The organism is Candidatus Bipolaricaulota bacterium, from assembly GCA_035528115.1.
Taxonomy (GTDB): domain Bacteria; phylum Patescibacteriota; class Patescibacteriia; order UBA11705; family DATKZF01; genus DATKZF01.
This window is the reverse complement of sequence record DATKZF010000003.1, coordinates 1-24,411: the sequence shown is the minus strand read 5'-3', so window position 1 is coordinate 24,411 and position 24,411 is coordinate 1. Positions and strand designations below refer to the sequence as shown.

Sequence of the window (24,411 nt, the reverse complement as noted above, 5' to 3'; positions counted from 1 at the left end):
TTACATATTCCTCGTCAGATTTTTGAAGCTGGCCGTTTGTTCTTGAAAAAACAGCTTGACCAGTCCGGTAGGGCCGTTTCTGTGTTTGGCCACGTGGATTTCCGCCATATATTTTTCATCCGGAGAGATTTGCTCCGGAGTAAAATTTCTGTCCGCGGTTTTTCTGTAAATGAACATGACCACGTCCGCGTCTTGTTCGATTGAACCCGATTCTCTAAGATGCGCCAATTTCGGAATGGCCGGTTTGCTCATTTCCACGGCGCGGGACAACTGCGACAAGGCCAATACTGGGATGTTTAATTCCCTGGCAATGCCTTTGAGCGCCCTGGTCATTTCGGCCACGGCTTGCACTCGGCTTTCGGCATTGGCTCGAGCTTCCATCAATTGCAAATAATCAAGCACTATTAAACCCAGACCGTGTTCGGCTTGAAGACGCCTCGCTTTGGTTCGAATATCCAGAACATTGCACATGGCCGAGTCGTCGATGTAAATCGGCGCTTCTGACAATAAGCCCATGGCATGGCCGATTCTGGGAAAGTCGTCATTGTCTTCGCGGTCGGACAATTTGCCCGTTCTCATTTTCCATAAATCGACATTGGCTTCGGCGCAAAGCAAGCGGTCAACCAGCTGCTCTTTTGACATTTCCAGGCTGAATATGCCGACCGGAGTTTTTGATCTGACCGCGGCTTGCCTGGCGATATCGAGCGCCAGCGAAGTTTTTCCCACCGATGGCCTGGCCGCCAAGATTACCAAATCCGACTTTTGCAAACCGCCCAGCAGATTATCCAGATCCCCGAAACCCGTGGGAATGCCGCGCAATTTGCCGTCGCCTTTGTGAATTTCATCGATGCGATCGAAGGCTTCGTTTAAAATGCTGTTGATTGGCACGAAAGCTCGTTTAAGATGTTTTTGCGAAACGGAAAAAAGTTTTTGTTCGGCCTGATCCAATAATTTGTCCACTTCTCTTTCTTCATCATAGCCGATTTCCACTATTTCTCCGGCCGCGTCCAAAAGTCTTCGCCGCGTGGCTTTTTTTCTGATGATTTCAGCGTAATTGGCGGCGTGGCTTGAGGTTGGCACAATGTTCGAAAGCTGGGTCAAATAACTTTTGCCGCCGATTTTATCAATCATTTTATTTTCTTCCAGCGCGTTTGACAAAGTCAGAAAATCAATCGGTTCTTGCTGACTGTATAATTTTCTCATTTGCTCGAAAATTATCCGATGAGCTGTTTTATAAAAATCTTCGGGATCTATAATATCCGCGATTTTCAAAAACGCGTCTTTGTCGATCAAAAGCGAACCCAAAAGAAATTGTTCGGCTTCCAGATTTTGAGGTGGAATTTTAGTTAGATTGTCCATAGGGGAAATTAGGGTTGGAAAATAGAAACTAGAAATTGGGGAATTGATATTTGAAACCGGAAACCGGAAATTTGAAACTGGGGATGGAGAAATATTGTTACATTGTTACGTGCTCCCCGCCTTCGCTCTATCGTGCTACGGCGGGCAGGCATGATACAGGATACAAGCTATTCCATCTTATCTAAAAAACCCACGCTTCGCAAGTTGAAAAAGTGTGGGGGAAAAAGAGGGTTTTAAGCCAAATGAGCTGTGTATAAAGTCGGGATAAAAAGTGAATATTCTATTGGAAATTATGACGTTTTTTTGTGAGAGCGTGACTGTTGACAGTATTTTTGTATAATGTTATAATGTTTTTTCACGTTTGGAAAGGAGGAGCGGATGCTACTACTATTCACAGTGGTAGCGACGGTTCTTCGAACCAGGCCAGAGAATGAAAAACGCTTGGGGTTTGAGCCTGACGAGGCTTCAGTACCCCTGGCAGCCGGATTTTCCGGATCGTCTCTGCCCGGCCGTGGACCGTTGCGGTGGCAACTGCGGATTTTCCTCTAACGGGGCCATTTCTGCCCCACCGGAAAGGAAAACACCCTGTCCCATCCCAAGTAAGAGGGAAGGGAAGAAAATGCAGTTCATCGGCGTCCTGGCGATTCTCGCCATCTACAATCTCCTGATGCAGCAGCCGGAAGGGCGTGGGACGACGTTGAATGTCCCGACACGCCACAACAGACATCAAGGCTGGAGCTGCAGGGAGGCAGAGGCGGCGAGGAGAGTCTTCCGGAGCTTGAAGCTCTGGATCCCGGCGACGTGACATGTGGGTCTCGCGTCGCCGAATCTGACGAAATGCCCACATCAACATCAAAAGCCCGCCCAGGCAACGTTGCCAAGCGCGGGCGAATAGGAGAGAGATGATGAGGATTCGTTGTCGCGGTCCGCCCAGTTGAGACTTTTTGCCCTCGAGCAAAAGGTCTTTTTTATTTGAGATAAATAATATATATTTGTCCGTCCGTGTAAAAGAGATCCCCGGCGAAGTTTTTGCCCACGTATGACTCCACGAACTGTTTTTTGTCATAAGCGGCAATGTTTTCCGTTTTTTGCAAATCAGAAAAAATGTATTCTCTTTCTTTGTCTATTTCCGGGCTGATCTTATGAGCGACAATGGTTTTTAATCCTGAGTCCAAGCTGGCCGTGCCCGCGTAAATGCGCTTTCCGTCCGCGGTCGTCAAATCCATCTTCCAAAATCTGGCGTGATGCCTGATCCTGACCGTATTTTCTTCGGTCGGTTTTTCAAATCCGAAATCATTGATTTTCTCATGCCAAAACACGGGCGTCATGGGCGCGTTGTCATATTCGTTGTTGAGAACGGCTGATCTGGCCATATTCAAAGCCGAGCCGAAATTAAGTTTATCCGCTTCAAACCAGCCTGATTTTTTGAACGCGTCAATAAAAGATTCATCATCTTTGGCGATAATCAAAAAACTTATGGGTTCCTGTTCCGCGCCCGTGGGGGTTTCCGAATATTGAGGGAGTTGATAATCCGTGAAAATGCTTAAAATGTTTTGCTCATCCGAGATCGTTTGAATGTAATTGCTCGTTGTTTTAAGAATGGGTTTGTAATTTAGCGCCAAAGGAATATAGAGAATGACTTCAATGGCCAGCAAAACAACGGCGGCAATTTTTAATTTCGGAATTTGAGATATTTCTTTGCCTTTGCCGAAATTTTTCAATTCCAAAATACTAATGCCGATAATCAGCCACAATAAACCCAGTAAAAAGCCTCCGAAAACATCGCTTAAAAAATGCACGCCCAGATAAAGTCGGCTGAATCCGATGGCGAAAATAAGCAGCAAAATGGAGAAGATGGCGTTGATTCGAATTTTTTGACTTTTAATATTACGCAAAAAACAATAAGCGATAAATCCCCACAAAGCGAACGCGGCAGCCGAATGGCCGCTCGGGAATGCGTACAAAGATTCTATTTGAACGTTTACGCCGACCGGCCTGGGCCGCTCGAGCAGCAATTTTCCCAAGTAAGTGAACAATTCCGTTCCGCCCATGATAATCGCCAGAGCCAAAATGTATATTTTTTTTCTCCAGAAATAAAGCAGGACAGAAAACAAAAGCGCGGTCGAGACAACCATCTGCCAGTTGCCCAAAAAGGTAATCCAGGTGAAAATTTTTACAAAAAACGAACTTTGAAAAGCGTACAATAAATTCGCGATTCGAACATCGGTTTGGACTATCGGTCCGAAACTCAAAATGCCTCGGACAATTCCGAACAAGACAAAAAGAATATAGACGAAGGCGATCGCCAAAAGAGTCAGTGGCCTGCCGGAAAATTTATCTTTTTTGAATCTTCTTTTTGAAAAATCAAAAAACCCCGGATGCTTGGCGGCCAGTTTTTTTATTTCCGGATTATCGGCCAAAGCTTTTTTTATCGAGCCCCAGATTGATTTGAAAAAATGATATGATTTTTTTCCTTCCTTGGCGAAGAATCGATTCAGCAAATAAAAGAGCAGTAAAAAGAAGATCAGGCCGAAAGTTAAAATGCCCACGCGATCGGACCAGACTGCCACGACGTACCAGATTTTATAAATCAAATAAATGATAATCAGCGCGAGGACGATTTTAAGTATGGTTTTTATTTTCATATACGTTACAAATTGCAACATCCAATAAGCCCAGAAGGTGTCACTTTGGGGCTATCTTTATTGCGAATGATTACAAAATTCGTGTAATTTCAACACATTCTCCAAAAGCATGGCCACGGTCATGGGCCCCACGCCGCCGGGCACGGGAGTGATAAAGCCCGCTTTTTCGCACACATCGAAAAAGTTCACGTCGCCCACGGTCTCGCCATCCGATTCATTAATGCCCACGTCAATAACGATGGCTCCGGGTTTGACGAATTCCTTGCCGATTTGTTCCGGTTGGCCGATGGCCACGATCAGAATATCCGATTTTTGTCCCAATTCGGCCAGGTCTTTATGCGTTTGGCTCACAGCCATGACCGAATTTTTTTTGCCGAGCAGATATTTCAGCGGTTCGGAAAAAAGTTTTGAATTGCAAATTATCAAAATATTTTGATTTTCCAGCGGTCTGCCCGCCGCCTTAATCAATTCCATAATGCCCAAAGCGGCCGGGGAAATTATAAACGGTTTTCCTTCCAGCAGTTTTTTTATGTTTTCCGGATGAAAACCGTCAACGTCTTTTTTCGGATCAATGGCGGAAATGATTTTGTCTTCATTGTATTTTTTCGGCAGCGGCAATTGCACCAATATTGCGTCAATGGAAGGATCCGCATTTAAAAATTCAATCGTTTCGATTATTTCTTTCTGCCGATAATCTCCTTCGAAATTATAGCGATGAAAATCAATGCCAGTGAATTCGCAGGCCTTTTTTTTTAATTTGACGTAAAGCTCGGAAGCCTTGTCGTCACCAACCAAAATAGCCGCCAAGCCCGGCTTTTTGTCCATATTGGTCACTCGACGGCTGATGTCGTTTTTGATTTTGTCGGCGATTATCCTGCCGTCGATTATTTTAGCTGATTCTTTCATAAATGGGGTGTTTGGACGTCAATTCCGTCACGATATTTTTAATCTCATCTTTAATTTCTTGATTGTCGATATTTTTAATGATTTTGCCAATGGCTTGTCCCACTATTCTCATTTCATCTTCTTTCATGCCTCGAGTGGTCATGGCCGGCGTGCCCAGTCTGATGCCCGAAGGATCCATGGGCGATCTTGGATCATCGGGAACCATGTTTTTATTCAAAGTGATGCCGACTTCATCCAGCGCGACGTCAGCTTGCTTGCCGGACACGTTCATATTGGTCAGATCAACCAGCATTAAGTGATTGTCCGTGCCGCCGGTCACCAAGTCAAATCCTTGATTCAATAATTCTTGCGCCAAGGCTTTGGCGTTTTTTAAAACCTGCTCGCAATAAGTTTTAAATTCAGGTTGCATCGCTTCTTTGAACGCCACGGCTTTGCCCGCGATTTGATGCTCGTGCGGTCCGCCTTGAAATCCCGGAAAGACCGATTTATCGATTTGCTTGGCGAATTTTTCTTTGCATAAAATCATGCCGCCGCGCGGTCCGCGCAAAGTTTTGTGCGTTGTCGTGGTCACCACGTCAAATATCGGGCAGGGATTGTTCAAAAGTCCGGCGGCGATCAGGCCGGCCAGATGCGCGATGTCAGCCATTGTGTACGCGCCGACCTCATCCGCTATTTTTTTGAATTTTTGATAATCCAAATCGCGAGGATATGCCGAATACCCGGCCAAAATCAATTTCGGTTTTATTTTTTTGGCCACTGTGCGCAATTTGTCGTAATCAATCGAGCCGTCTTTTTCAATGCCGTATCTTTCGAATTTGAAAATTTTGGAAATGTAAGTCACCGGACTGCCGTGCGTCAAGTGTCCGCCGTGCGATAATTCCATGCCCAAAACGGTGTCACCCGGCTCAAGTAGAGCGAAATAAGCGGCGATGTTCGCGGGCGCGCCGGATAGCGGCTGGACATTGGCGTGCTCGGCGGAAAACAATTTTTTCGCGCGATCAATGGCCAGCTGTTCGATTTGATCAATGACTTGATTGCCAGCGTAATATCTTTTCGCCGGATAGCCTTCCGAATATTTATTGGTCAGCGGCGAGCCCAGCGCTTCCAGCACCGCCATGGAGACAATGTTTTCCGAGGCGATTAATTCGAGGCCGTTATTTTGTCTGTCTATTTCTTCCAGAATTAAGCGATGAATGTCGGGGTCGGTTTGTTTTATGTTTTCAAACATATAATTAAAAAGTATAGATTAATGATAAAAATCCATTATAAAACGATCTGAAAGAGTTTTTGTCTGTGAATGGTCATGTTTTCAGTTTATCAAAAAAACGCCCGTCAAGCAATCGGTCGTTAATTTTGAAATAATCCGCGAATGCTTGACAAAAGTGGTATTTTCAGTTAAAAGTAAGATGATCGAAACGATCAACGAAGGAGGAGTTTGCGCCATGGATACGGAAGTGGAGCGGGTCACCGGAGATTTGGCCGTGATTATCAGAACTCTGCAAGGAGTTGAAAATCGGTTCAATGGCCTTTGCGACGCCAAAACGTGTTCGCAGGTACCGCCGGAGTTTTCCGCGGAGAAAGCCAGACTGCAGAAATTGCTCGGCGCGCTGGGAGATCTTGATGGTCTCAAAACGTGCCTGATGAAGGCATTGAACTTGCTCGAGGACAAGCAAGTTCAGCTGGCGGACGTTTTCAAGTTTTGGGAGGAGCTTGAGATGGACGGGACGCTTGCCGTCGTCGTCTCCGGGTCAACCGCGCCGGAGCCAATGGAACTTCAGACAGACAATCCCGAGCCTCCGGCCGTTGAGGAGGCCGCCACAAAAGCGGAACCTGAGGACGTCTTTCCCGACTGGTCATGGATGCATGAGTTCGACGCCAGGAAATGGCTCGACTCGTTGTCGCGGGAGATGGCGGTCGCGATGGCCGCGTTCTTCTTGGACGAGGATGATGTCTGGACCACGGAGACGTTGCACTCGGCGCTTCAAGATCGCTACGATGACAAGAGCGCGAATCCCTTCGGTCTCACGCCGTCGAAATCTGCCATCCTGGTTGTTTTTCAGAAGCAGGGAAAAGTAAAAAACGGCGCTTTGTTCTCTCGCGAAGGCGCTGGCATGAGTGGCATGAGATTGACTGAGATCGGCAAGCAGGCCTGTCGCTTGGCGATTCAAAAGAAGAGGATCGAGCTGGCAACAAACAAAGACGCTTGAACCAAGCGTCTTTTTGAATTGAATATTTTAAGCGCGCATTGACGATTAAGGAGAAAACCGCCATGTCCGTGAATTAATTTTTCTTTTTTTTCAAAAGTCTATCAATAAACGTTTCCGCCAAGTTGACGCTCGAAGCGCGGAAGTAGCCGTTAATCAAAAGAATAGACTGTTTTTTCCAATTTGTAATCATCAATGACATAAATAACTAGTCGGTCTTGATTATCGAACGCGGGAGCGATAACTTCGCCATAATATTTGAATACCCTTTCGTTTCCTTCGTAGTAAAAGGCGGTTTGACCGACGGCCGGTTTCTCGGAAAATAACGGGATCATGCGAAACGCGGCTTCCCCAATACGGTTATTGTTGATCCAATAAACATAATTATAGTTACAAGTCGAGGAACTGCATACTTCCATTTGTTTTCCATTAGCATCTTTTGTTATCACGCTTACTGACTCGGTGCTTTGAAACAGCATATTACCTTTGCTGTCTATGGCGATCAGGCGAACCGGCGCGTCATATTTCCAATAATTATTTTTTCCAAAAAGTCCATCAACCCTATCTCCCTGGCGCGAAGTTTCCGTTGCCATCGGTTCGTCAAGGACAGGGTTGAACACGATATTTCTCGGTTCAAAAGGAGTCTTGGTCGCTTCATTATTTTTTACCACGAACCATTCGCCGGCTTTGTTTCTGGCTCGATAAAATACTGAACCGGTTGTTGGATTCGCTGAAATTAAATCAACATAATCCCACGCTTGGCTTCGCGTTCCATCCGTCACCACATACCACAAATCTCCCTCGCGCGCCCTAAATACCAGACCGTTGCCGCCTTTGGTGTAATAAAGCAAATCAGCATGCCGCCAATCTTCTTCGCGTGTTCCGTTTTTATAAAGGGCGTATCTGCCATTTTCCATTGTCCAAAAATAAATATCTTTATCCGCGGTGGGAATGGGCGGAGTAACATTTTCGTAAGGCCCGTATTCTTTGTCAGATGTTTTGATAAACCATGCGCCCGAGCAATTATCATAACGGTTCGCCTCGCAAGTTTTATCCGGCCGTTGATATCTGAACGTCCACGATCCGTCGGAAAAAATTGTTAGACGGCTGGCGTGATAGTAAGTGTTTGTTTTGACGCCATCGATAACGAAAAATGATGAAAGCGGCTCGTCTTTCGGTTGGACTCTTATTCCCCAGTGTGAGCCGTCGCGATACTCTGTTGTCTCTTTGATATTGTCGCCAGCGACAATATAAGCGCTGGCGCGTTTGGCCATGCGATCCTCTTGCTCCCGTTCGGCCAAAGAAGGAGACATATCGTTAATTCGCAGAATATAACGGCGATTGTCAATTTTTTCATATCCAAAATCAAATAATCCGGATGCTTCGGCAAACGCGGCCATGGGGAAATCTCCGTTTCCCGGCGTGTTCATCCATTCGAACATGTCGTTGGTAATTGCGTTTTTTTTGTATACTCTGTCAATAGAAACATATTCCGAATAATCTCTGTAATGACCTTCGATATAATCATCTATAAGCAGTAATTTATCGTTCCAAGGTTGTGTTTGAACATTTGATACGGTTTTTTGTTCCAGGGGCTGTTTGTCCATTCTGACGGTGTTTTGTATGTCGTCGCAATCGCTTTGCGGAGGCACAGTCATTTTTTGGTTAGGATATATATATTTTTGGAAATCTATATTATTATTTGGCACCGAGGCTAGAATTGGCCAACAACGAGCGTTGCCGTATAGTTTTTGGGCGATTTTTGTTAAGTAGTCTCCATATTTGACAATGTATGTGTCTTGCACGGCCGCTGAAGCTTTTAATCCGCAGAATAAAAGCATTGTCGTTAAAATAACGGGGATAATTATGGCGATCCGATTGCGTTTTTTCTGTTTAAGGTTCTTCATACGGTTGGGAATTTGGTTTAAGTTATTTGTTTTAATTTTTTATTGAAATTCTAAAGTTTATTTAGCCATTCGTTGATTTTATCGTAACACATATTCATTCTTTTGGGGAATTTTTCATCGGAGACGCGCAAGTTGACGTCAGCGGAATACTCATTCAAAAAAGCTTCATGATCATCAATAAGTTGGCCGAGCCTTGTGAATGATTCGTCGTAACCTTTCGCTTCATATAGTTTTGACAGAAAATCTTTGCTCAAATCAAGGCTGATGATAAACCAACGGTAGCCATTGTCGGTCAAAAGTTTCTTGTAATTTTTCCATTCTCTATCTATGCTGGCGTCGCAAATGAATGAAATTCCGCTTTTTACGATTTCCTTTAATCTCGCGTCGCGACGTTTGATATGTTCTTTCGAATCAAAATGTCCCAAGTCTTCGGTCACTTCGGAGCGCACGGCGTCATTATTGTAAACCGGCAAATTCAATTTTATGCTCAAATAATTGCTAATTGGCGTTTTCGATGAGCCGACCGCGCCGGCAAAGGAGATGCAGAATTTTTTGATTTTCTCCGGTGTTTTTTTCATAATTCAAAAATTTTCGTTGTTAGCGAATATTGTCGAATACTTGATTTATCGCTTTTTTTGGAAAAACAGCAGATAAACGATGGGCAAGATTCCGGCCGTGTTTAAAATAATCATGACCACAAACCAGGCCAATTGGTTGTTTCTGCCAGATTTCCACAAAGCGATGGCTTTCCAGACGGCCGACCAGATGGCCAGTGGAATCAGCCAAAATAACATTGATGTTTCGAAAGTCATAATGATATTGAATTATTTATTATTTCACTTAACGTTTCGCAATATCCGACGTCCGCCTTAGCGGATGTGGCTTTAGCCCTTGCGGATATCGCGTGTTAGCTGATGTATTAAAAATTTCTTTTTGCTTTTGTCGTTAGACAAAAGATTTAATTGGGGTAAATTTATTTTTTAACCGCATTAAGAAGTATGAAATTGGAAGTAAATACATACTCCTTTTCGTTAAGGCTAACTTTCTCGGGTTCGACTTTGTTTGTGGTAATATCTACCTCATAATCTGTAAACATTTCTTTCAGGAAAATTAGGGCTTCTTCGAGTGTATAATTTGGTTCAGTTTCAACAATCCAAAGACTGCCGTCAGGATAAGTTCTTTTAATATCAGTAGCGAAATCAATAATTATTCGTCCGCTAGATTTTAATACTCTTCCCATTTCATCCAATATACTTTTAAAAACAAGTTTTGGAAAAAGATGTAAGGTGCCGACACAGAATATTCCATTAAATACATCATCCGCAAAAGGAAATGGCTTTACAACATTTGCCGTTTTTGTAGTAAGCTTTTTTCTTAGTGCTTCGGGAGTAATGCGAACAATTTTTTGCAATGCATTCTCATCAATATCAACGGCAATAATTTCATCAGCTTTTTCCAACAACTGGTTATTAAATCTACCATCACCAGCACAAAGATTGAGCCACTTGCCTGCAATATTTGTTTTTTTCAATAAATCAGCGGTGGCCTTATCTTCTGTACCCCAAACAGAATCGTTTGGCGTATTTGCATAATCCACGTCATCAGTATATATATTTTCTTGCTCGTTTGGTTGCATATTTAGTAAAAAATAAAAAAATAAATTTGCCCCGATTAAATGCCCGATAGGGCCGAAAAGAAATTTTTAATATTTCAGCTAACGTTTCGGCATATCTGAAGTGCGAAGCATTTGGGTGTAGTGTAGCGAAACCAGATATGCCGTGTTGTACGATGTAAATTTAGCCTGTTCGTAGTTTATCCCAAAGCTCATTAGTATCAACTTCAATTTTTGCCAAATTAGGCCAAGTATTTAATCCATCATCTTTAAATCTCGGAAGCAAATGAAAATGAAAATGAAAATGAAAAACTGATTGTTGGCCGTCCTTTCCGCTTGCATGCATTAAATTCATACCCGTTGCATTAATTTTTTGCTTATACTCAAGTGTTAACTTTTGAGCAATTTTTGCTAACTCACAAAGGACATCTGACGGAATATCATACAAATCAGTGTAATGTTTTTTTGGCACAATTAAAGTGTGTCCGTAAACCTCAACTTCTTTTGGCAAAAAACATATTACATTTTCATTTTCATAGATGATTTTCGCTGGCGCTTTTTTATCGGCAATTTGGCAAAATTTACAATTATCCATACTTTGAAATTAGATTAGGGCTAAATTTATTTCGTACAACGTATCAGAATATGTGATGTTTTTACGACCAACGGGAGTAAAAATATGGGTGTAGTGAGGAGGAGGTGCGACGACGAATGAAACCGCATATTCTGTGTTGTACGATAGTTACGATTTTTTTCTATTTTTATAAAGAATAATTATTATTGTTAAAAGTGATATTCCAAAGACAATAATTGCAAAACAATCTAAATATACATCATAAAAATAATGGCATGGAATTGGACCTGGGCCTAAGCAAGGGTAGATTTTACGAATAATTTTTCCAAATGATAAAAAATATATGATTATCGATCCAAAAAGCGTTATGAGTGGAATAATTATTTTTTTCATAGTGGGTAAAAAAATCGTAATTTCGTACAACGTTTCGGCATATCTGATGTTTGCCGTAGCGTAGCGAAGGCAAATATGGGTGGAGGCTTTTGTATAAAAGCCGTAACCAGATATGCCGTGTTATATGATGTATGCTTTTCTTTTTGTCTCGCCTTAGCGAGACCACTTTTCTGTAATGAACAAATTTTATTTTTGTCTTGGCGTAGGGGCAGAGGGGCTGGGGGTGAATGCCCCGAAGCCAAGACTCCTTATGGATAGGTTTTAATATTCTTTAACCTTGGATATGGAATTGCATCTTTAATATCATCTCTGCATAAACTCCAAGTAATAAATCTTTCTACTCCTAAACCAAAACCTGAAGTGACTTGATATTTTGGCAATTTACGCAAATTTATATACCATTCGTAAGGTTCTGAATTTATATTCTGTCTAGAAAGTGACTCGTACATTTCTTTTGAATTATCTTGACGTTGTCCGCATCCGATAATTTCTCCACCAAACGATCCTTCGAAAATTGGCGGGAAAATCAAATCCGCATTTAATACTTTATTTGAGTCACCCGGTATTGGTTTTTGATAAAAAGGCACTCTATCACGATCAAAATTTCTAATCCAAAAAGGAGTATCGAATTTTAGAATTTCTGCTAATTTTAACTCACCAGCAGAAGTTAAATCACGACCAAATTTAGTAAAATTTACAAATTTTTCATTGCCAGACTTAACTAATAAGGAAATAGCTTCATCAAAAGTAATTTCTGGAAATTTTTGGGATTTTACAATCTCACGCAAACTTAATAATGTTTTTTCTGCATCTAAGCTCATTCTTGTTAAAATGTTTGGCATTGTTAATAAAGTTTCTGATAGAAATTTAATATATTTTTCTATAATCGGAATTAAATCGTCAATACTGCCTTTTATCTCCGCTTCGCAATGAAAGAATTGATTAAGATGTCTTTTATCCGGACATTCCCCACGCATTGAAGGCAGATAGCAATATACTTTATCTATTCCATTCAACAAAAGAGGCTCAAAACCGAATTGTGAAGAATCAACCAAATTTGAATTGTATTTTCCAAATTTAATTGGAATAGCCTCTGAATCAGAGCCTGGCCCCATTGGCGATGAAATGCTTGGAGTTAACATGAATAAATCAATATTCTTTGCTTTTTGCTTTACTCCGAAATAATAATCTGAAGCATTTTTTATATAATGTCTTAAAATTATAAGGGCATGAAAATATTCACTCCTTGTTAATTCTAAATAATGTGTTTCCGGATTATATTTGGGTAAGTTAAAACTACTCGGTTTTACCTCCTTAAATTTTAGGTCATCGTTTATAATTTGTTTTTTTAAATTGATTGGGATCATAATTAATGTTCTATTATTCTTATATTAATATTATTTGCCATCGCCGATATCTCCATACTTCCACCAATAGGTAAAGTTGCCAGTGGCGTTGTGTGTCCAAAGTCGACATTGGCAATAATTGGTAAATTTTTTAATTCAGATTTTGTGCTTATTATTTTTTCTAATAACTCTCTTGTCATTTTAGTTTCTTTTTGAAAACGACCAATTAATATACCTTTAACGCCATTAAAATCATGCTGCTGAATCAAGGATTGTAATTGTCTATCGAAAAGTTGAGGATTAATTTCTGCATCCTCTTCTAAAATTAGAATTGAGTCATCAAGACTAGGCCAAAATTGAGTTCCTTGTAGTGCATTCAAACATCTAGCATGTCCCCCAATAATTCTACCAATTGCGTGTCCTGAATTTATTATCCAATATCCTTCATTTGGAATGAAGTCTCTCTTTTCTTGGTCTAAATACCACGGATCATCGCTCCATTCTTTTGAGTGACCAAGGTTATATGCCGATTTTTCCATACAACAGTTCGCAAAACTTTCTATTGAATATTCAAAACCATACTTCATAGCCCAGCTGGAAAAATGTGGTCCAATATAAGTTATCATGCCCGTTTTGGCGGTAATTGCGTTTGCTAAGGCTGTTACATCCGAAAAACCGCAAATAATTTTTGGATTTTTTGCTATTAATTCATAATCAATATGCTGAAGTAATTGATTTGAATTATATCCTCCTATCACCGTTAAAATTGCATCTACTTTTTTATCCTTAAAAGCATCATGTAAGTCTTCCAGCCTTGAGGCAATTGAAGAAGAGTTGAATTCATCTATTTCATTTACATGCTTTCCGAAAGATAACTCAAATCCAAATTTGTGTAATCTGTCCGAGGCTTCTTTTATATTTGTTTCAGATAATAATTTTAAACTTCTCACAGGAGCTATTACTCGGATATGATCCCCCTTCTTTATTTTTTTTGGCTTAATAAGATTTTTTATCTCAGTCATATTTTTTAAATTTATTATTAATTATTAAATAATTTTAGAGCTTCAATTATTTTCTTTTCATCATCAGTTATATCTTTTTGGGCAAACAATTCGTTCTCAAATGCTTTGACAAATTCAACAATTGTTTCAGAAGATAAAATCTCTGCCGATGATTGAAATTCTCTACTTTCAAATGTAGAAATAATCTGTTGTAGCTGATCAATGCTAAAGCCTGATTTTGCCCTGAAATAACTCAATGATCTAACATATTGTTTTAAAATTCTGTTTGTATTATGTTGACCAAAAGGCCTCGATCCTTCTCGATATAGAGCAGTGCTGGTTATTATTGCATCCTCAAATTTTCTTCTAATTGTTTGATTTTCAATATTTTCTAATCCAATTACAGGATTGCAATCTTGCACATGATCTAATCCATAAAGTTGCTTTAAAATTGTGCTTGTCCCAAGAGCAATTTCAATCCCTAATCGTTTTTGCTCATCTTCTAGGATGATAATATTCCCAATATCACTAAACTCTTCTGAATTTGGATCCTTTAAAGCAATATTAAAATTTCTCCCTCCAATTCCCTGCATTCCAATTTTATGTCTATAATACTCAGGCTTTCTACTATCAACCTCCATTTTATCTTCCCCGTATGGTTTAACTGCATCCATTAAATCACGGTCCGAGGAGGAAATTCTTGTTAAAATATTTTCTGGCTTAATAAGCAATTTATTTTCTAAAAAATCAAAAGTTTCATCACATACTTCTCTCAATCTTTCTGGCGCAGATAATGCCCCAATACTTGAGAAATAAGAACCCCAATTTGGGAAATAATTATCGTCAAGTAATTTCTTCGCATTTCTTGTTCTCAGGCAATCTTGGCGCATATACACCCCTGGCGACGGAACTCTGTCTTCGGCTAAATATGGCTTAAAAACACTGATATGTGAACCGATAAATCGAACTGTCGGATCAATTCCAGAAGTTATTTGTACAGGTGGCACCTCCTCATAACCTAAGGAAGCATAATGCTCTTTGAAATCATTTACCAAAGACTCAACGTGCTCCCTTGCTTTTTCAGGAGAAAATCTTTCTTTGCCATAAATATTGCTCTCAGTCTTTTCTGATGATTTTTCATGATTATTGTCTAAATTTGGTTTAAAAATCTCAGTCATATTTTTTAAATTTACAAACTATTAATATTAAAAATTTATTCTTTCTAAAAATTCGATTTATAAGTCTACCTATCGATTTTAATATAAATTTTGGAGTTTCCATGATCAAAGGATTACCAAAATATTCGATATGAATATCGTCAATATCTCTACCCATTTTTTTTGATGCGTTTTTCAATGTATTTTTTATAGCTTTAATATTATAGAATTTTCCTGTATCCAATTTATAGCCAGGAAAAATTTTAATTTTTTTTAGTATCCAAGCCTTAATAATTGGGCCTGAATAAAAATTTGGCACTCCCACAGCAACCACTCCATTTCTATCGCATACGCGAATCATTTCTTGAAAAATTAGATCAATTTCTTTCAAATCATAATGTTCGATGACGCCAATATTCCAAACAAAATCGAAGTCATCTGATTTAAATGGCATGTCAAATATATTGCCTTCAATATTTTTGATATTTTTACAGCTATTTTTTTCTGCAAGATAGGTGGCATATTTGAGGGCGACTGGCGAAATATCTAGAAGCGTTTTTGAAAATCTATTGTTCAATAAAATTGTTGCCTTGCCCGAACCACTTCCAGCCTCAAGAACATTATTTATATTGTTTTTTGTTAATAACCCATTTATATAAGTTAAAAGCTCTTGATAATAATCTTCCCACCAATATGAAGAAAATTTTTCCTTGCTGGTATTTTTTAACTCGGTGTCAAAAATCTTACTCCAAGTTTCATTTTCATGTTCAATTATTTTCTTTAGTTCTTCTTTCATATGCATTGGGATAATTCAAATTCAAGTTGTTTTAAAAAACTATACAAAAATTTCAATCTTTTTTTTGCTAATGTTTTTGCGGTTTTAGTATGTAGTCTCTCGGAAACAATCAGCAATCTAGTAAAAAACAAATCAATTGCATATTCATGGTCATCAGGTTTTCTTTTTTTACAAAAAGGATCGATATTATTATAGAAACTCTTATTCATTTGTCCTGCTGATGAAAAAGTTCTCATGATTGAAATAGCTCCCATGGCTTCTAGACTATCTGCATCCTGTAATATTTTAGCCTCTAAAAAGTTCGGTTTTACACCTTTTGTAAAAGAGCATAATTCAATTGCCCTGCAAGTTTTTTCAATTTTTTCCTTTGGGAATAAACTTTCTTTGATTAAAATTTCTCTTGCAAAATTAGAACTTTCTTTTGAACTAGCTAATCTTTTAATATGATTTTTGGGATATACTATAACATCATGAAAAATTGCTGAAGCAATAACAATATCCAAATCCGCTTTTTCTTTGGTTGCTATTTTTTCAGCCAAAGACAGAACTCGCAAGGTATGATTAATATCATGGGAAGGATCGTTATAATTATTAATTTCCCTTGTTGCAATATTTATAAAATTTTTCTTTGTTAGTTTATTCATATTGAAATAATTTAAATAGTTTTCCGTAGCGGAGCGGAGGAAACACCATATCCCCCCCCCCCCCCCCCCTCTAAAAAAATAAAAATAAAATTTGTTCATTATAGAAAAGTGTTAGGTGTTAGCCGTAAAAAGAAAAGCATATTTCATATAACATCAGGGATAAAAGAAGTTCGCGTAGCGAATTTGGGAATTTTCAGCAGGAAAATTCCTTTTATCCCCTGTTATCTGTCCCGACGAGTGAAAGGAGGAGAGCCTGCAAGGCGTGGCACGAAGCGTAGCGAGTTCAGAAATCAGCCGTTCAAATGAGCGAATGCGACACATAAAATAAAAGAATTAAAGGGGCAAATCTTACATATCTTCCATTACAGGTTTATCTTCAATAAACTCAGAGTGCAACCCAACTTTCTTAAAATAATCATTCATTGATATACAAGCAAATTGTTCAGTAGAATAATGAGTTCCGCCAAGAATATTTATTTTGTGTTTTTCAGCAAAATCATGTGCTTTTTTGGAATGATCATTTTTGGCAGTAATTCCAGTTACAAAAGTATTAACTCCTGCTTTGGCGATATCTTCAAGCATATCTGCGTCGTTTCCTCCACCAGCAATAATTGCAACAGTTCTATTTTTGATTTCATGATCTCCATAATTATACAAACTAACTTCATGTCCAACTGCATCTTGAAATTTTTTCTTTAAATCTTGAACTGTTGCCACGTCACTTTTTCCAAAAACGCCACACATCGAGCCAAAGTAAGGGGCAAAAGATTTTTCGGATTTTATTCCTAATGCTTTTGCTAAAGTTACACTTGTTGAATATTCTCCAAAATTATCTAAAGGCACATGAAGATTATAAATAGAGATTTTTCTATCTTTAAATTGTTGTAATAAATCTCTATCCATTTGCTGAAAAACTTCGGGAGCTTTTCTTATATCCCATATTGATGGGTGATGGACAAAAAGCATTGCATCTTGAGTTCCATCATCTAAAATTTTTTGCATAACTTCTCTTGATGGAAAAACAGCAGTATATACTTTATTGATTTCTGTTGCAAAATCACAAACTAATCCCATAGATCTTTTCTTAAAGTTATCACTAAGAAAATTGGCAACAGAATCCATATACTGTGTCCATTCATCACTCATTTCAGGAGTAATAAAATCTTTCTCAAGATGTTGGTATAGTTGGGTTGCTTTCATAATAAAATTAGATAAACTTGTAACTTTAAAAGATTTGCCCCTCTTCAAAAATTATAAGGCTGATTTCTGAATTACAGATAACTTATCGGCATTATCCGAAGTTGCGAAAGCAATTTGGGTGGAGCGTAGCGGAACCGGATATGCCGTGTTAGGCGATGTAAATTATTTGTAAAATTTCAATTTTTATCGTTTTCAGCGAGCATTAAAATTTTTTGTACAAACTCATTTTTACCATCGCAATATTCTTGCCGCCCATCAGGGTATTTTTCTATCAAACTTTTTTTTAATGCCTCATATTCAAGCGCCTGATCATGATGTTGCACGAGATAATCTCTAAACAAAATTTGTCTTTTCCAATAAGAAAATTTTTCAGGCTGAGCCAGCGAAAAATGAAATTTAGGCGGATCACCCTTTACGAAAAACAATCGTTCAACAGACGAACGGTCTTTAAAGAATTGATATCCTATCGCACTAAGTGGGTTAATATATTTTTCAGCGTCATCAAGAGAAGGAACTAAAACAGCGATATCAATAATCGGTTTAGCAGACATCGTTGGAATGGCTGTGCTGCCAATATGCTGAATATCTAAAAAATCGCCACCAAACTTAGAGGATATCAATTCTTTCTCAGCCTGAAAAATTTTCGGCCATTTTTCATCGTAAGGCACGACTTTCATAAAAATTGAAATTTTACAAATAATTTATTTCGCCTAACGTCGGCGACTAAAAGAAGTTTAGCCGATGAGCGAGTGTGATACAATCTTTTCATCACACGAGCGAAGATGGCTAAATTTGCGTGAGCGACTGAGCATAGCGAAAGAGCGAACCTTTTAGGCGCTGTTAGGCGATTTTGGAAAAAAATTACTATTTGCTTCTCCGTAAAAAGCAAAAGGCTTTCCACTTTTTAATGCCCACATTTGATTACCCCAATCAAAGTGCCACCACTCGTCTTCGTCTAAAGTAAAGCCTTCCGCTTCCATTGCTTCGCGTAACAATCTTCGATTATTTGTGATGTTAGTATTGTTTTTATAAATCTCGTAAAAAAACGGCCTAGCTTCTGGGCCAAAAAAGTCGAATTCTGTTCCCATATCTAATTCATTTCCACTCTCATTTACAAGAGTTAAATCGACTGTTCCACCGGTTGTATGTGGAGGAATTCGATCTTTTTGGTATGGAGGTGAAACGAACTTTCCAACTTCCAATTTTAATTTCTCATCATTCCAGTCTGGATTGGCCGTTTTTAGTTCAGCCCAATATTTTTGATAAATATTATTTTGAACATCTCTAGAGCGGAAGGCGTCCCAAATTTTTAAACGAATCTTTCCCAATATTTTCTGCACTTTGAGTAGTTTTTGTGCTGTCTCTATTCTTAGTAACATCCTTGGATCTGTGGAAAGCCCTTGCTGAAAATATTTGGGCTCCACAAGAAAACCAAGCGCTCCTAAATCAACCATCAGTTCGTTGTTTTCTTTAATCTCTATAGATGTATATTTTGCTAACGTCATAAATTGAATTTAGCTTGGTTTTAATTTTTTTTCAATGTCGCCTAACGTTTCTGTGTAACTGAAGTTTTTGAAATTCCTTTTAAATTTATAATCATTTCAAAAATTTGGGCGAAGCCAGAAAGAAAAAATTAATAAAAAGCGTCGTGTTAAAATCACTATTCGTCAATTACTTTGTCGGTTTTTAATAGCTGAACTTTATCTTCACCTGACGGAACTTGTTTAATAACAAGAAACTTGATTATTTTATCAGTGTGATTAGTAAAAGTATGTGGTGTATCTTCAGTTTCAATTAAGTCGCCAGCTTTGACAATTTCTTTGTATGATTTGCCATCAAGTTTCCATTCCGCGGTAAGCTCTCCTTCAACAATATAAATAGATTCAAGAATTGTTTCATGGTGATGCCAAGTTTGCGTTGTTTTGGGTATTTGTTCGTTATAGTGAAGTTCGTATTCTTTGCGAAGGTAATAATCCACCTTCGTACCTTCTGGTTTATCAACGTGCAATATATCTTTTTTATGTATAATTTTCATAGAAATTATCCTGCTACTTCACTAGCTTTTTATTAATTTTTTCTTTCTGGCGTAGCCAGTTACACAGTGTTATATGATGTAGCGAATTCTTGAGCTATTTCATATAACGTTAGGTATAGGCGAAGTTTTTGTGAAGTGTAACGAAACAAAAATTTGAGTGGAGTGGGCGGGGGCAAAACTTTTCGGCCAAAAAAATAATTCAATTGGGGGCAGCCGTGATTTTCCGTCGTTGGGCTACCTCGGACTTTCTCAAAAACTAATCTCGCAGAATTTAAGACATCCCTCTACTTCTGCGAATTTCTTCTACTTACTTTCCAACTCAAGCGGTATCCCCTTATATTCATTCCCATACTTTTGCACACACCTAATTGCCCTCTTTTTTGAAATCTCATAATCCGACTCGTAATAAGGCGGGCAGAGGAACTGTGACATCATTTTACAACCAGGATCAGCGCCTATCGAACTCTTACATTCATTCGCAAGCTGGATGCATCTCTTAGCATACAACTCATTGACAGGCCCGCACACCAAACTATCCTGAATTTTAACCGCGAGTTGCATCAGACAGAAATCCTTACTGACAAGATTGCCACAATATCGAGGTTCACGATTGTCGACTGCTTTTTTAAAATAACAGACTTGCCTTAGTTCATACTCCTCATTCTCACAAGCAGAGTCCTTTAATGCCTTGTTACCTCTCCAAAACGTAAATAAAGTCCTACCCTCGCTAACCTTTTTTTTGCAACTTATATTCGCATCCGCCTGCTTGATCATCTTACCCTGATCTGGCCCTGGCATGAAATATGTAAGCGGATATGGAAAGAAGGAATCACAGCTTTTATCTGAACTAGCAAAAAAACTTATTAACGACGTTTTTGGAAGAAATAGAACCCAAATTATAAAAACTATAAGTAAAATAAAAATACCCCTTTTGATAATGCTCTTTATATATTCACCTTTAGACAACCCAGCATTATTTTTGCTCACTTTTTCATTGTCTGGCATAGACTATATTATAATTATTACAGATTAAGTAACTTCTATACACAGATATTATTCAACTAAAATAAATCCCAAATCGATCAGCTATGTTACGCCTATGACGAACTCTGGTATTTAACCATACTTTCTTAAGTGCATCAAGGAAAATCACGGCTGCCCCCAATCCACCCAAAAAGTTTTGCCTCCGTCCACGGAACCGCCTATACCTTGTTATCCGAAGTATTTTTTTCATAAAAATATTTTGGATAACATCAGGATTATGAGAAGTTCGCGTAGCGAATTTGGGTAAAATCCTGCAAGGATTTTCCTCATAATCCTTGTTATATGTCCCGACGACTGAAAGGAGGAGAGCCTGCAAGGCGTGGTCGAGCGTAACGAAGTGAAGCGAAGAAGTAGGACAAATGGACACGTCTATCCAGTAATAGATGCGAGAATTCCTGAACCAACTATTACCATTAATAATCCTAATACTTTCATCAATGTTATAGAATCTCCCATGAAGAATCCAATCAAAGCCGCAATTGCGATACTTCCACCAATTATTATTGGACCTGCGACAGAAATAGCAAGTCCAGAACCATAAGCTTTTAGGGCAAAATAATCAATTGCTAAGGCGCAAAATCCTGCTAATACTGCAAATAAAATTCCTTTAGGATTTGAATATAATGTGGTTGTCTTAATTTTTGGAAGTAGAAAAATTAAACCTACAACAACCGCAGTTAATGAAACTATAATTGCGCCGAATAGATAATTTATTTTGTCTGCTGCTAATTGGTGGAAGACTGTCCAAATACCAAAAGCAACTGCAGCGATTAATGCGAAAATTATTCCTGGATTCATAATAATATTAAATAATTGATGAAAGTATATAAAGATTTTCTTCTAGTGTCCATTTGTCCGATTACATATAACGTTTCGGCATATCTGATGTTTGCCGTAGCGTAGCGTAGGCAAATATGGGTGGAGGCTTTTGTATAAAAGCCGTAACCAGATATGCCGTGTTGTACGATGTAATGAAAAGTTTTTAATTTTGCGATAGCAAAATATTGGGGCAATTTTATTTTTAATTTTTAATCAAATATTTCCATTCTTAATCTTATTGTATAAAAGGGAGATGTGAATATTTGTGATCTCATTTTTTGGTCGCAAACTTCAATATTATTTTTTTTCGTCCAGTCGGACTCTATTAAATCTTCTTTTGCATCACCGCCACAACCATAATCCTCATAATCCCAGTCTTCATATTTAATTTTATTTTTTTCAAATTCTTGAGCCAAATTCTGAGGAAATTTTTTGATTTTATACATTGGGCCCCATAAACCAACATTTTTGTGTAAATTGATAAAAAATTGATTGATTTCGCCAAATGGAAAAATTGATAATTTATCGTCGTCCATGACATCCCCATCAGGTAAAACAGTATGAAAACCAATATATCCAGGTGTCATCACTAAAGTATTTGCTATGTTGTTATTTTCATATTTTTTGTTACCTATCCATGAAAACATATTTTCACTTTCAAAAATTTTTCCACGAATCTCTATTTCATCAACAAAGGTCTTGTAGTGGTCTGACCAAATTTGTTCTAAGTGAGACACTCCGTCATAAAAGTAAACAAACCTAAAAAGTTTACCAAAAAGACCTTTGTCTTCTTGAATATTCAATTTTTTATCTTTTTTAATTTCATCAACAAATTTTTCCGCATCAGTTTTATTATCTTTTGCAAGTTTTGTTATAATTTCATGCCAATTTGGCTCAAGAATTATATCAAGTTTGTAGGAAGGTGTTTTAAAAACTTCATCTTGTGGCGTGGGATTATCTAATAAACCGACTGCATTTTCTACTCTTCTAAATCTTTTATCTTGCTCTGAAATAATTAAATACAAAAATACACCAATTACGATTGCTGTTTTTGTTCCAGGTGTAAAATCAGCAGAAAGAAAAAATAATATTGAGATTATTCCTATTGCCCATTTAATGAATTTTTTTGAATTCTTCATAATGTTTAAAATTAAAAATAAAATTGCCCCAATAAATCTCTGAAAGAGATTTTAAAACTTTTCATTATTTCGTACAACGTTTCGGCATATACGATGTTGCGACAGCAATATGGGCGAAGCGCAGCCGTATATGCCGTGTTATATGATGTAGAAGACATTTTGATTTTGTGAAACAAAAATTCGCAATTTTATTTTCATAAAAACAATAGTATGAAAAATACTAGGACATTCAATACAAGTTTATCGAACATAAATATTATTACAGCCCTACGTGCCCATATATTTTTGTGATTCCAGAACTTTGTAGCAAGCATGGCAAGAGCCGCCCACCACATAAAATGAAGCATCCATATTATTATCTTACCAAGCAGTGCCGTTATCGGCTTTGTTTCGTATGAGGTATATGTGTCTATTTCAAGCCGAAACCATGGCGATGTGACAAGGATAAAGTCGTTGTACGGTGGAACAAGCTCGTTATAATATTCAGAATAGACATCATCAACAGTATGTAATGCTGAGTATACAGAGGGAATAAGAGCTGCAAAAGGTTGTAGCGTTATGTCATACACCCAAAAATCAGCTTCGCCTTTTCCGAAGTATTTATTCATATTTCCGCAATATTTGCTTTCGAAAGAATTAATAGGCGAATTACATGCTTCAAGCCATTCAGTCTGTATAAAAGAGCTGGCCAAAGAAGCTAGGATTAGTAAGGTTAAAAATATGGAGAAAGTTTTATGATTTTTTTTGAAGTTCATAAATTAATTGATTACTTCTATATGGCAAGCTGGAGTAAAATTCACAGGAAGTCCAAGCGGAAGTTGCTCATTATCTGAAATCGTAATTTTTAATTTCAAACCTTCATTTTGTCCGGCGGCTCTTGCCAATTCTTTTTGTGAATAATCTGAAATTTCTGCCGTGGAAGATATTGTTTCATTCTCTAAAATGCCGATTTGAAAATAGACATTCCCGTTTATAGTTTTAATGAAAGATTTTGTATGAGTTTCTGTGTATGATTTGTAAAAAGAGTAAAAATTATGTTGCCCTTCTTCGCCGTCTTTTGAAAATACAAAAAAGATATTTTTTACTGCCCCAGGTTCTCCGTAAGGGTGCGGTGTTGGAGTAATCTCAAGTACTCCTTCTAATAATGCATAGCCACTTCCAGGGCTGACAGAAAATAAACTGCTGGGAGCAGTGCCACAATCTTTGAGATAATCTAATTTGAATGTATCGGTTGTTATTTGCGGCATTGTTGAATTAGGCGAACCAGTAATTTTTGTTTCCATCTCTAGCTCTATTATGTTGGTGTCTTCAACTTTATTTTGTACGGGGATGTCTATTACCTTAAAAAGGATATATGCGATTAATAAAACAAAAAGTATCAGCAGAAATTTCAAGTCATTTTTTGTTCTTTTGTTCATAAGTGTTGTTTTGATGAAATAAAATTGCGAATATAATTTTATCAAAAATTTTCAAAATGTTTTCTATTTCATATAACGTTTCAGTATATGCGATGTTTTTTGCTCACTTCATTATTATTTTATCAGAAAATAAGGGCAAAAAATATGGGAGAGCGACGGCAGGAGCGAACCGCATATACTGTGTTATGTGAGGGTGAGCGGAACGTAGCGAT

Annotated in this window: 24 protein-coding genes; 1 reads left to right on the top strand and 23 read right to left on the bottom strand. The window is 38.2% G+C overall.

Going from position 1 to position 24,411, the window contains the following annotated elements; translation table 11 throughout:
• From dnaB to glyA, 4 genes are all read right to left on the bottom strand, one after another.
• Complete coding sequence (gene dnaB / locus VMX18_02135) at window positions 1-1,359, bottom strand: replicative DNA helicase (protein HUT22190.1); 1,359 nt, start codon at window positions 1,357-1,359, stop codon at window positions 1-3.
• A gap of 968 nt (window positions 1,360-2,327) precedes the next feature.
• Window positions 2,328-4,004: an LssY C-terminal domain-containing protein gene (locus VMX18_02130; GenBank protein HUT22189.1), complete on the bottom strand. Its 1,677-nt coding sequence runs from the start codon at window positions 4,002-4,004 to the stop codon at window positions 2,328-2,330.
• A gap of 57 nt (window positions 4,005-4,061) precedes the next feature.
• Window positions 4,062-4,910 (bottom strand): bifunctional 5,10-methylenetetrahydrofolate dehydrogenase/5,10-methenyltetrahydrofolate cyclohydrolase, encoded by an 849-nt coding sequence (locus VMX18_02125; GenBank protein HUT22188.1) that lies wholly within the window; start codon window positions 4,908-4,910, stop codon window positions 4,062-4,064.
• Complete coding sequence (gene glyA, locus VMX18_02120; protein HUT22187.1) at window positions 4,894-6,138, bottom strand: serine hydroxymethyltransferase; 1,245 nt, start codon at window positions 6,136-6,138, stop codon at window positions 4,894-4,896. Before glyA ends, VMX18_02125 begins: the two co-directional genes overlap by 17 nt.
• Window positions 6,139-6,316: 178 nt before the next feature.
• Between glyA and VMX18_02115 the strand changes: the two genes are divergently transcribed.
• Complete coding sequence (locus VMX18_02115) at window positions 6,317-7,117, top strand: hypothetical protein (protein HUT22186.1); 801 nt, start codon at window positions 6,317-6,319, stop codon at window positions 7,115-7,117.
• Window positions 7,118-7,266: 149 nt separating this feature from the next.
• Here the strand turns inward: VMX18_02115 and VMX18_02110 are convergent, their stop codons facing one another.
• The 19 genes from VMX18_02110 to VMX18_02020 form a co-directional block, all read right to left on the bottom strand.
• Complete coding sequence (locus tag VMX18_02110) at window positions 7,267-9,021, bottom strand: hypothetical protein (protein HUT22185.1); 1,755 nt, start codon at window positions 9,019-9,021, stop codon at window positions 7,267-7,269.
• 50 nt (window positions 9,022-9,071) lie between these two features.
• Window positions 9,072-9,599 (bottom strand): hypothetical protein, encoded by a 528-nt coding sequence (locus tag VMX18_02105; GenBank protein HUT22184.1) that lies wholly within the window; start codon window positions 9,597-9,599, stop codon window positions 9,072-9,074.
• 45 nt (window positions 9,600-9,644) lie between these two features.
• Window positions 9,645-9,833 (bottom strand): DUF5652 family protein, encoded by a 189-nt coding sequence (locus tag VMX18_02100; GenBank protein ID HUT22183.1) that lies wholly within the window; start codon window positions 9,831-9,833, stop codon window positions 9,645-9,647.
• Window positions 9,834-9,994: 161 nt separating this feature from the next.
• Window positions 9,995-10,657 (bottom strand): class I SAM-dependent methyltransferase, encoded by a 663-nt coding sequence (locus tag VMX18_02095; GenBank protein ID HUT22182.1) that lies wholly within the window; start codon window positions 10,655-10,657, stop codon window positions 9,995-9,997.
• Between the two features lie 160 nt (window positions 10,658-10,817).
• Window positions 10,818-11,228, bottom strand: a complete 411-nt coding sequence (locus VMX18_02090) for an HIT domain-containing protein (GenBank protein ID HUT22181.1) — start codon at window positions 11,226-11,228, stop codon at window positions 10,818-10,820.
• Window positions 11,229-11,848: 620 nt separating this feature from the next.
• Entirely contained in the window at window positions 11,849-12,967 is a 1,119-nt protein-coding gene (locus VMX18_02085; protein ID HUT22180.1) for an amino acid--tRNA ligase-related protein, read from the bottom strand.
• Window positions 12,968-12,969: 2 nt separating this feature from the next.
• Window positions 12,970-13,947 carry a S66 peptidase family protein gene (locus tag VMX18_02080; GenBank protein ID HUT22179.1) on the bottom strand — a complete coding sequence of 326 codons (978 nt, stop codon included), beginning with the start codon at window positions 13,945-13,947 and terminating at the stop codon, window positions 12,970-12,972.
• Window positions 13,948-13,985: 38 nt separating this feature from the next.
• The gene (locus tag VMX18_02075) at window positions 13,986-15,125 is read right to left on the bottom strand and encodes a hypothetical protein (GenBank protein HUT22178.1); all 1,140 of its coding nucleotides are present in this window, start codon (window positions 15,123-15,125) and stop codon (window positions 13,986-13,988) included.
• On the bottom strand, window positions 15,118-15,900 hold the full coding sequence (locus VMX18_02070) for a class I SAM-dependent methyltransferase (protein ID HUT22177.1): 783 nt from the start codon (window positions 15,898-15,900) through the stop codon (window positions 15,118-15,120). Before VMX18_02070 ends, VMX18_02075 begins: the two co-directional genes overlap by 8 nt.
• The gene (locus tag VMX18_02065) at window positions 15,897-16,544 is read right to left on the bottom strand and encodes an HD domain-containing protein (protein ID HUT22176.1); all 648 of its coding nucleotides are present in this window, start codon (window positions 16,542-16,544) and stop codon (window positions 15,897-15,899) included. Before VMX18_02065 ends, VMX18_02070 begins: the two co-directional genes overlap by 4 nt.
• Before the next feature lie 348 nt (window positions 16,545-16,892).
• Window positions 16,893-17,744 carry a Nif3-like dinuclear metal center hexameric protein gene (locus tag VMX18_02060; protein ID HUT22175.1) on the bottom strand — a complete coding sequence of 284 codons (852 nt, stop codon included), beginning with the start codon at window positions 17,742-17,744 and terminating at the stop codon, window positions 16,893-16,895.
• 176 nt (window positions 17,745-17,920) lie between these two features.
• The gene (locus tag VMX18_02055; GenBank protein ID HUT22174.1) at window positions 17,921-18,421 is read right to left on the bottom strand and encodes a GrpB family protein; all 501 of its coding nucleotides are present in this window, start codon (window positions 18,419-18,421) and stop codon (window positions 17,921-17,923) included.
• 153 nt (window positions 18,422-18,574) lie between these two features.
• Window positions 18,575-19,249, bottom strand: a complete 675-nt coding sequence (locus tag VMX18_02050) for a M15 family metallopeptidase (GenBank protein HUT22173.1) — start codon at window positions 19,247-19,249, stop codon at window positions 18,575-18,577.
• Between the two features lie 155 nt (window positions 19,250-19,404).
• Window positions 19,405-19,779, bottom strand: coding sequence for a cupin domain-containing protein (locus VMX18_02045; protein ID HUT22172.1), 375 nt, complete (start codon window positions 19,777-19,779; stop codon window positions 19,405-19,407).
• A 303-nt stretch (window positions 19,780-20,082) separates the two neighbouring features.
• Complete coding sequence (locus VMX18_02040) at window positions 20,083-20,784, bottom strand: hypothetical protein (GenBank protein HUT22171.1); 702 nt, start codon at window positions 20,782-20,784, stop codon at window positions 20,083-20,085.
• Between the two features lie 408 nt (window positions 20,785-21,192).
• A complete protein-coding gene (locus VMX18_02035; protein HUT22170.1) occupies window positions 21,193-21,621 on the bottom strand; it encodes an EamA family transporter in 429 nt (142 codons plus the stop codon).
• 230 nt (window positions 21,622-21,851) lie between these two features.
• Entirely contained in the window at window positions 21,852-22,781 is a 930-nt protein-coding gene (locus VMX18_02030) for a hypothetical protein (protein ID HUT22169.1), read from the bottom strand.
• A 194-nt stretch (window positions 22,782-22,975) separates the two neighbouring features.
• On the bottom strand, window positions 22,976-23,536 hold the full coding sequence (locus VMX18_02025; protein HUT22168.1) for a hypothetical protein: 561 nt from the start codon (window positions 23,534-23,536) through the stop codon (window positions 22,976-22,978).
• A 3-nt stretch (window positions 23,537-23,539) separates the two neighbouring features.
• Window positions 23,540-24,199, bottom strand: a complete 660-nt coding sequence (locus VMX18_02020; protein HUT22167.1) for a hypothetical protein — start codon at window positions 24,197-24,199, stop codon at window positions 23,540-23,542.
• Between the last annotated feature and the right edge of the window lie 212 nt (window positions 24,200-24,411).

Coding starts and splice junctions, on each gene's coding strand:
- VMX18_02045 (HUT22172.1), bottom strand. CDS start 19,779: ATGAAAATTATACATAAAAAAGATATATTGCACGTTGATAAACCAGAA.
- VMX18_02065 (HUT22176.1), bottom strand. CDS start 16,544: ATGAATAAACTAACAAAGAAAAATTTTATAAATATTGCAACAAGGGAA.
- VMX18_02095 (HUT22182.1), bottom strand. CDS start 10,657: ATGCAACCAAACGAGCAAGAAAATATATATACTGATGACGTGGATTAT.
- VMX18_02100 (HUT22183.1), bottom strand. CDS start 9,833: ATGACTTTCGAAACATCAATGTTATTTTGGCTGATTCCACTGGCCATC.
- VMX18_02025 (HUT22168.1), bottom strand. CDS start 23,536: ATGAACTTCAAAAAAAATCATAAAACTTTCTCCATATTTTTAACCTTA.
- VMX18_02070 (HUT22177.1), bottom strand. CDS start 15,900: ATGAAAGAAGAACTAAAGAAAATAATTGAACATGAAAATGAAACTTGG.
- VMX18_02075 (HUT22178.1), bottom strand. CDS start 15,125: ATGACTGAGATTTTTAAACCAAATTTAGACAATAATCATGAAAAATCA.
- glyA (HUT22187.1), bottom strand. CDS start 6,138: ATGTTTGAAAACATAAAACAAACCGACCCCGACATTCATCGCTTAATT.
- VMX18_02020 (HUT22167.1), bottom strand. CDS start 24,199: ATGAACAAAAGAACAAAAAATGACTTGAAATTTCTGCTGATACTTTTT.
- VMX18_02050 (HUT22173.1), bottom strand. CDS start 19,249: ATGACGTTAGCAAAATATACATCTATAGAGATTAAAGAAAACAACGAA.
- VMX18_02105 (HUT22184.1), bottom strand. CDS start 9,599: ATGAAAAAAACACCGGAGAAAATCAAAAAATTCTGCATCTCCTTTGCC.
- VMX18_02040 (HUT22171.1), bottom strand. CDS start 20,784: ATGCCAGACAATGAAAAAGTGAGCAAAAATAATGCTGGGTTGTCTAAA.
- VMX18_02030 (HUT22169.1), bottom strand. CDS start 22,781: ATGAAGAATTCAAAAAAATTCATTAAATGGGCAATAGGAATAATCTCA.
- dnaB (HUT22190.1), bottom strand. CDS start 1,359: ATGGACAATCTAACTAAAATTCCACCTCAAAATCTGGAAGCCGAACAA.
- VMX18_02130 (HUT22189.1), bottom strand. CDS start 4,004: ATGAAAATAAAAACCATACTTAAAATCGTCCTCGCGCTGATTATCATT.
- VMX18_02115 (HUT22186.1), top strand. CDS start 6,317: ATGATCGAAACGATCAACGAAGGAGGAGTTTGCGCCATGGATACGGAA.
- VMX18_02110 (HUT22185.1), bottom strand. CDS start 9,021: ATGAAGAACCTTAAACAGAAAAAACGCAATCGGATCGCCATAATTATC.
- VMX18_02035 (HUT22170.1), bottom strand. CDS start 21,621: ATGAATCCAGGAATAATTTTCGCATTAATCGCTGCAGTTGCTTTTGGT.
- VMX18_02060 (HUT22175.1), bottom strand. CDS start 17,744: ATGAAAGCAACCCAACTATACCAACATCTTGAGAAAGATTTTATTACT.
- VMX18_02090 (HUT22181.1), bottom strand. CDS start 11,228: ATGGATAATTGTAAATTTTGCCAAATTGCCGATAAAAAAGCGCCAGCG.
- VMX18_02125 (HUT22188.1), bottom strand. CDS start 4,910: ATGAAAGAATCAGCTAAAATAATCGACGGCAGGATAATCGCCGACAAA.
- VMX18_02055 (HUT22174.1), bottom strand. CDS start 18,421: ATGAAAGTCGTGCCTTACGATGAAAAATGGCCGAAAATTTTTCAGGCT.
- VMX18_02085 (HUT22180.1), bottom strand. CDS start 12,967: ATGATCCCAATCAATTTAAAAAAACAAATTATAAACGATGACCTAAAA.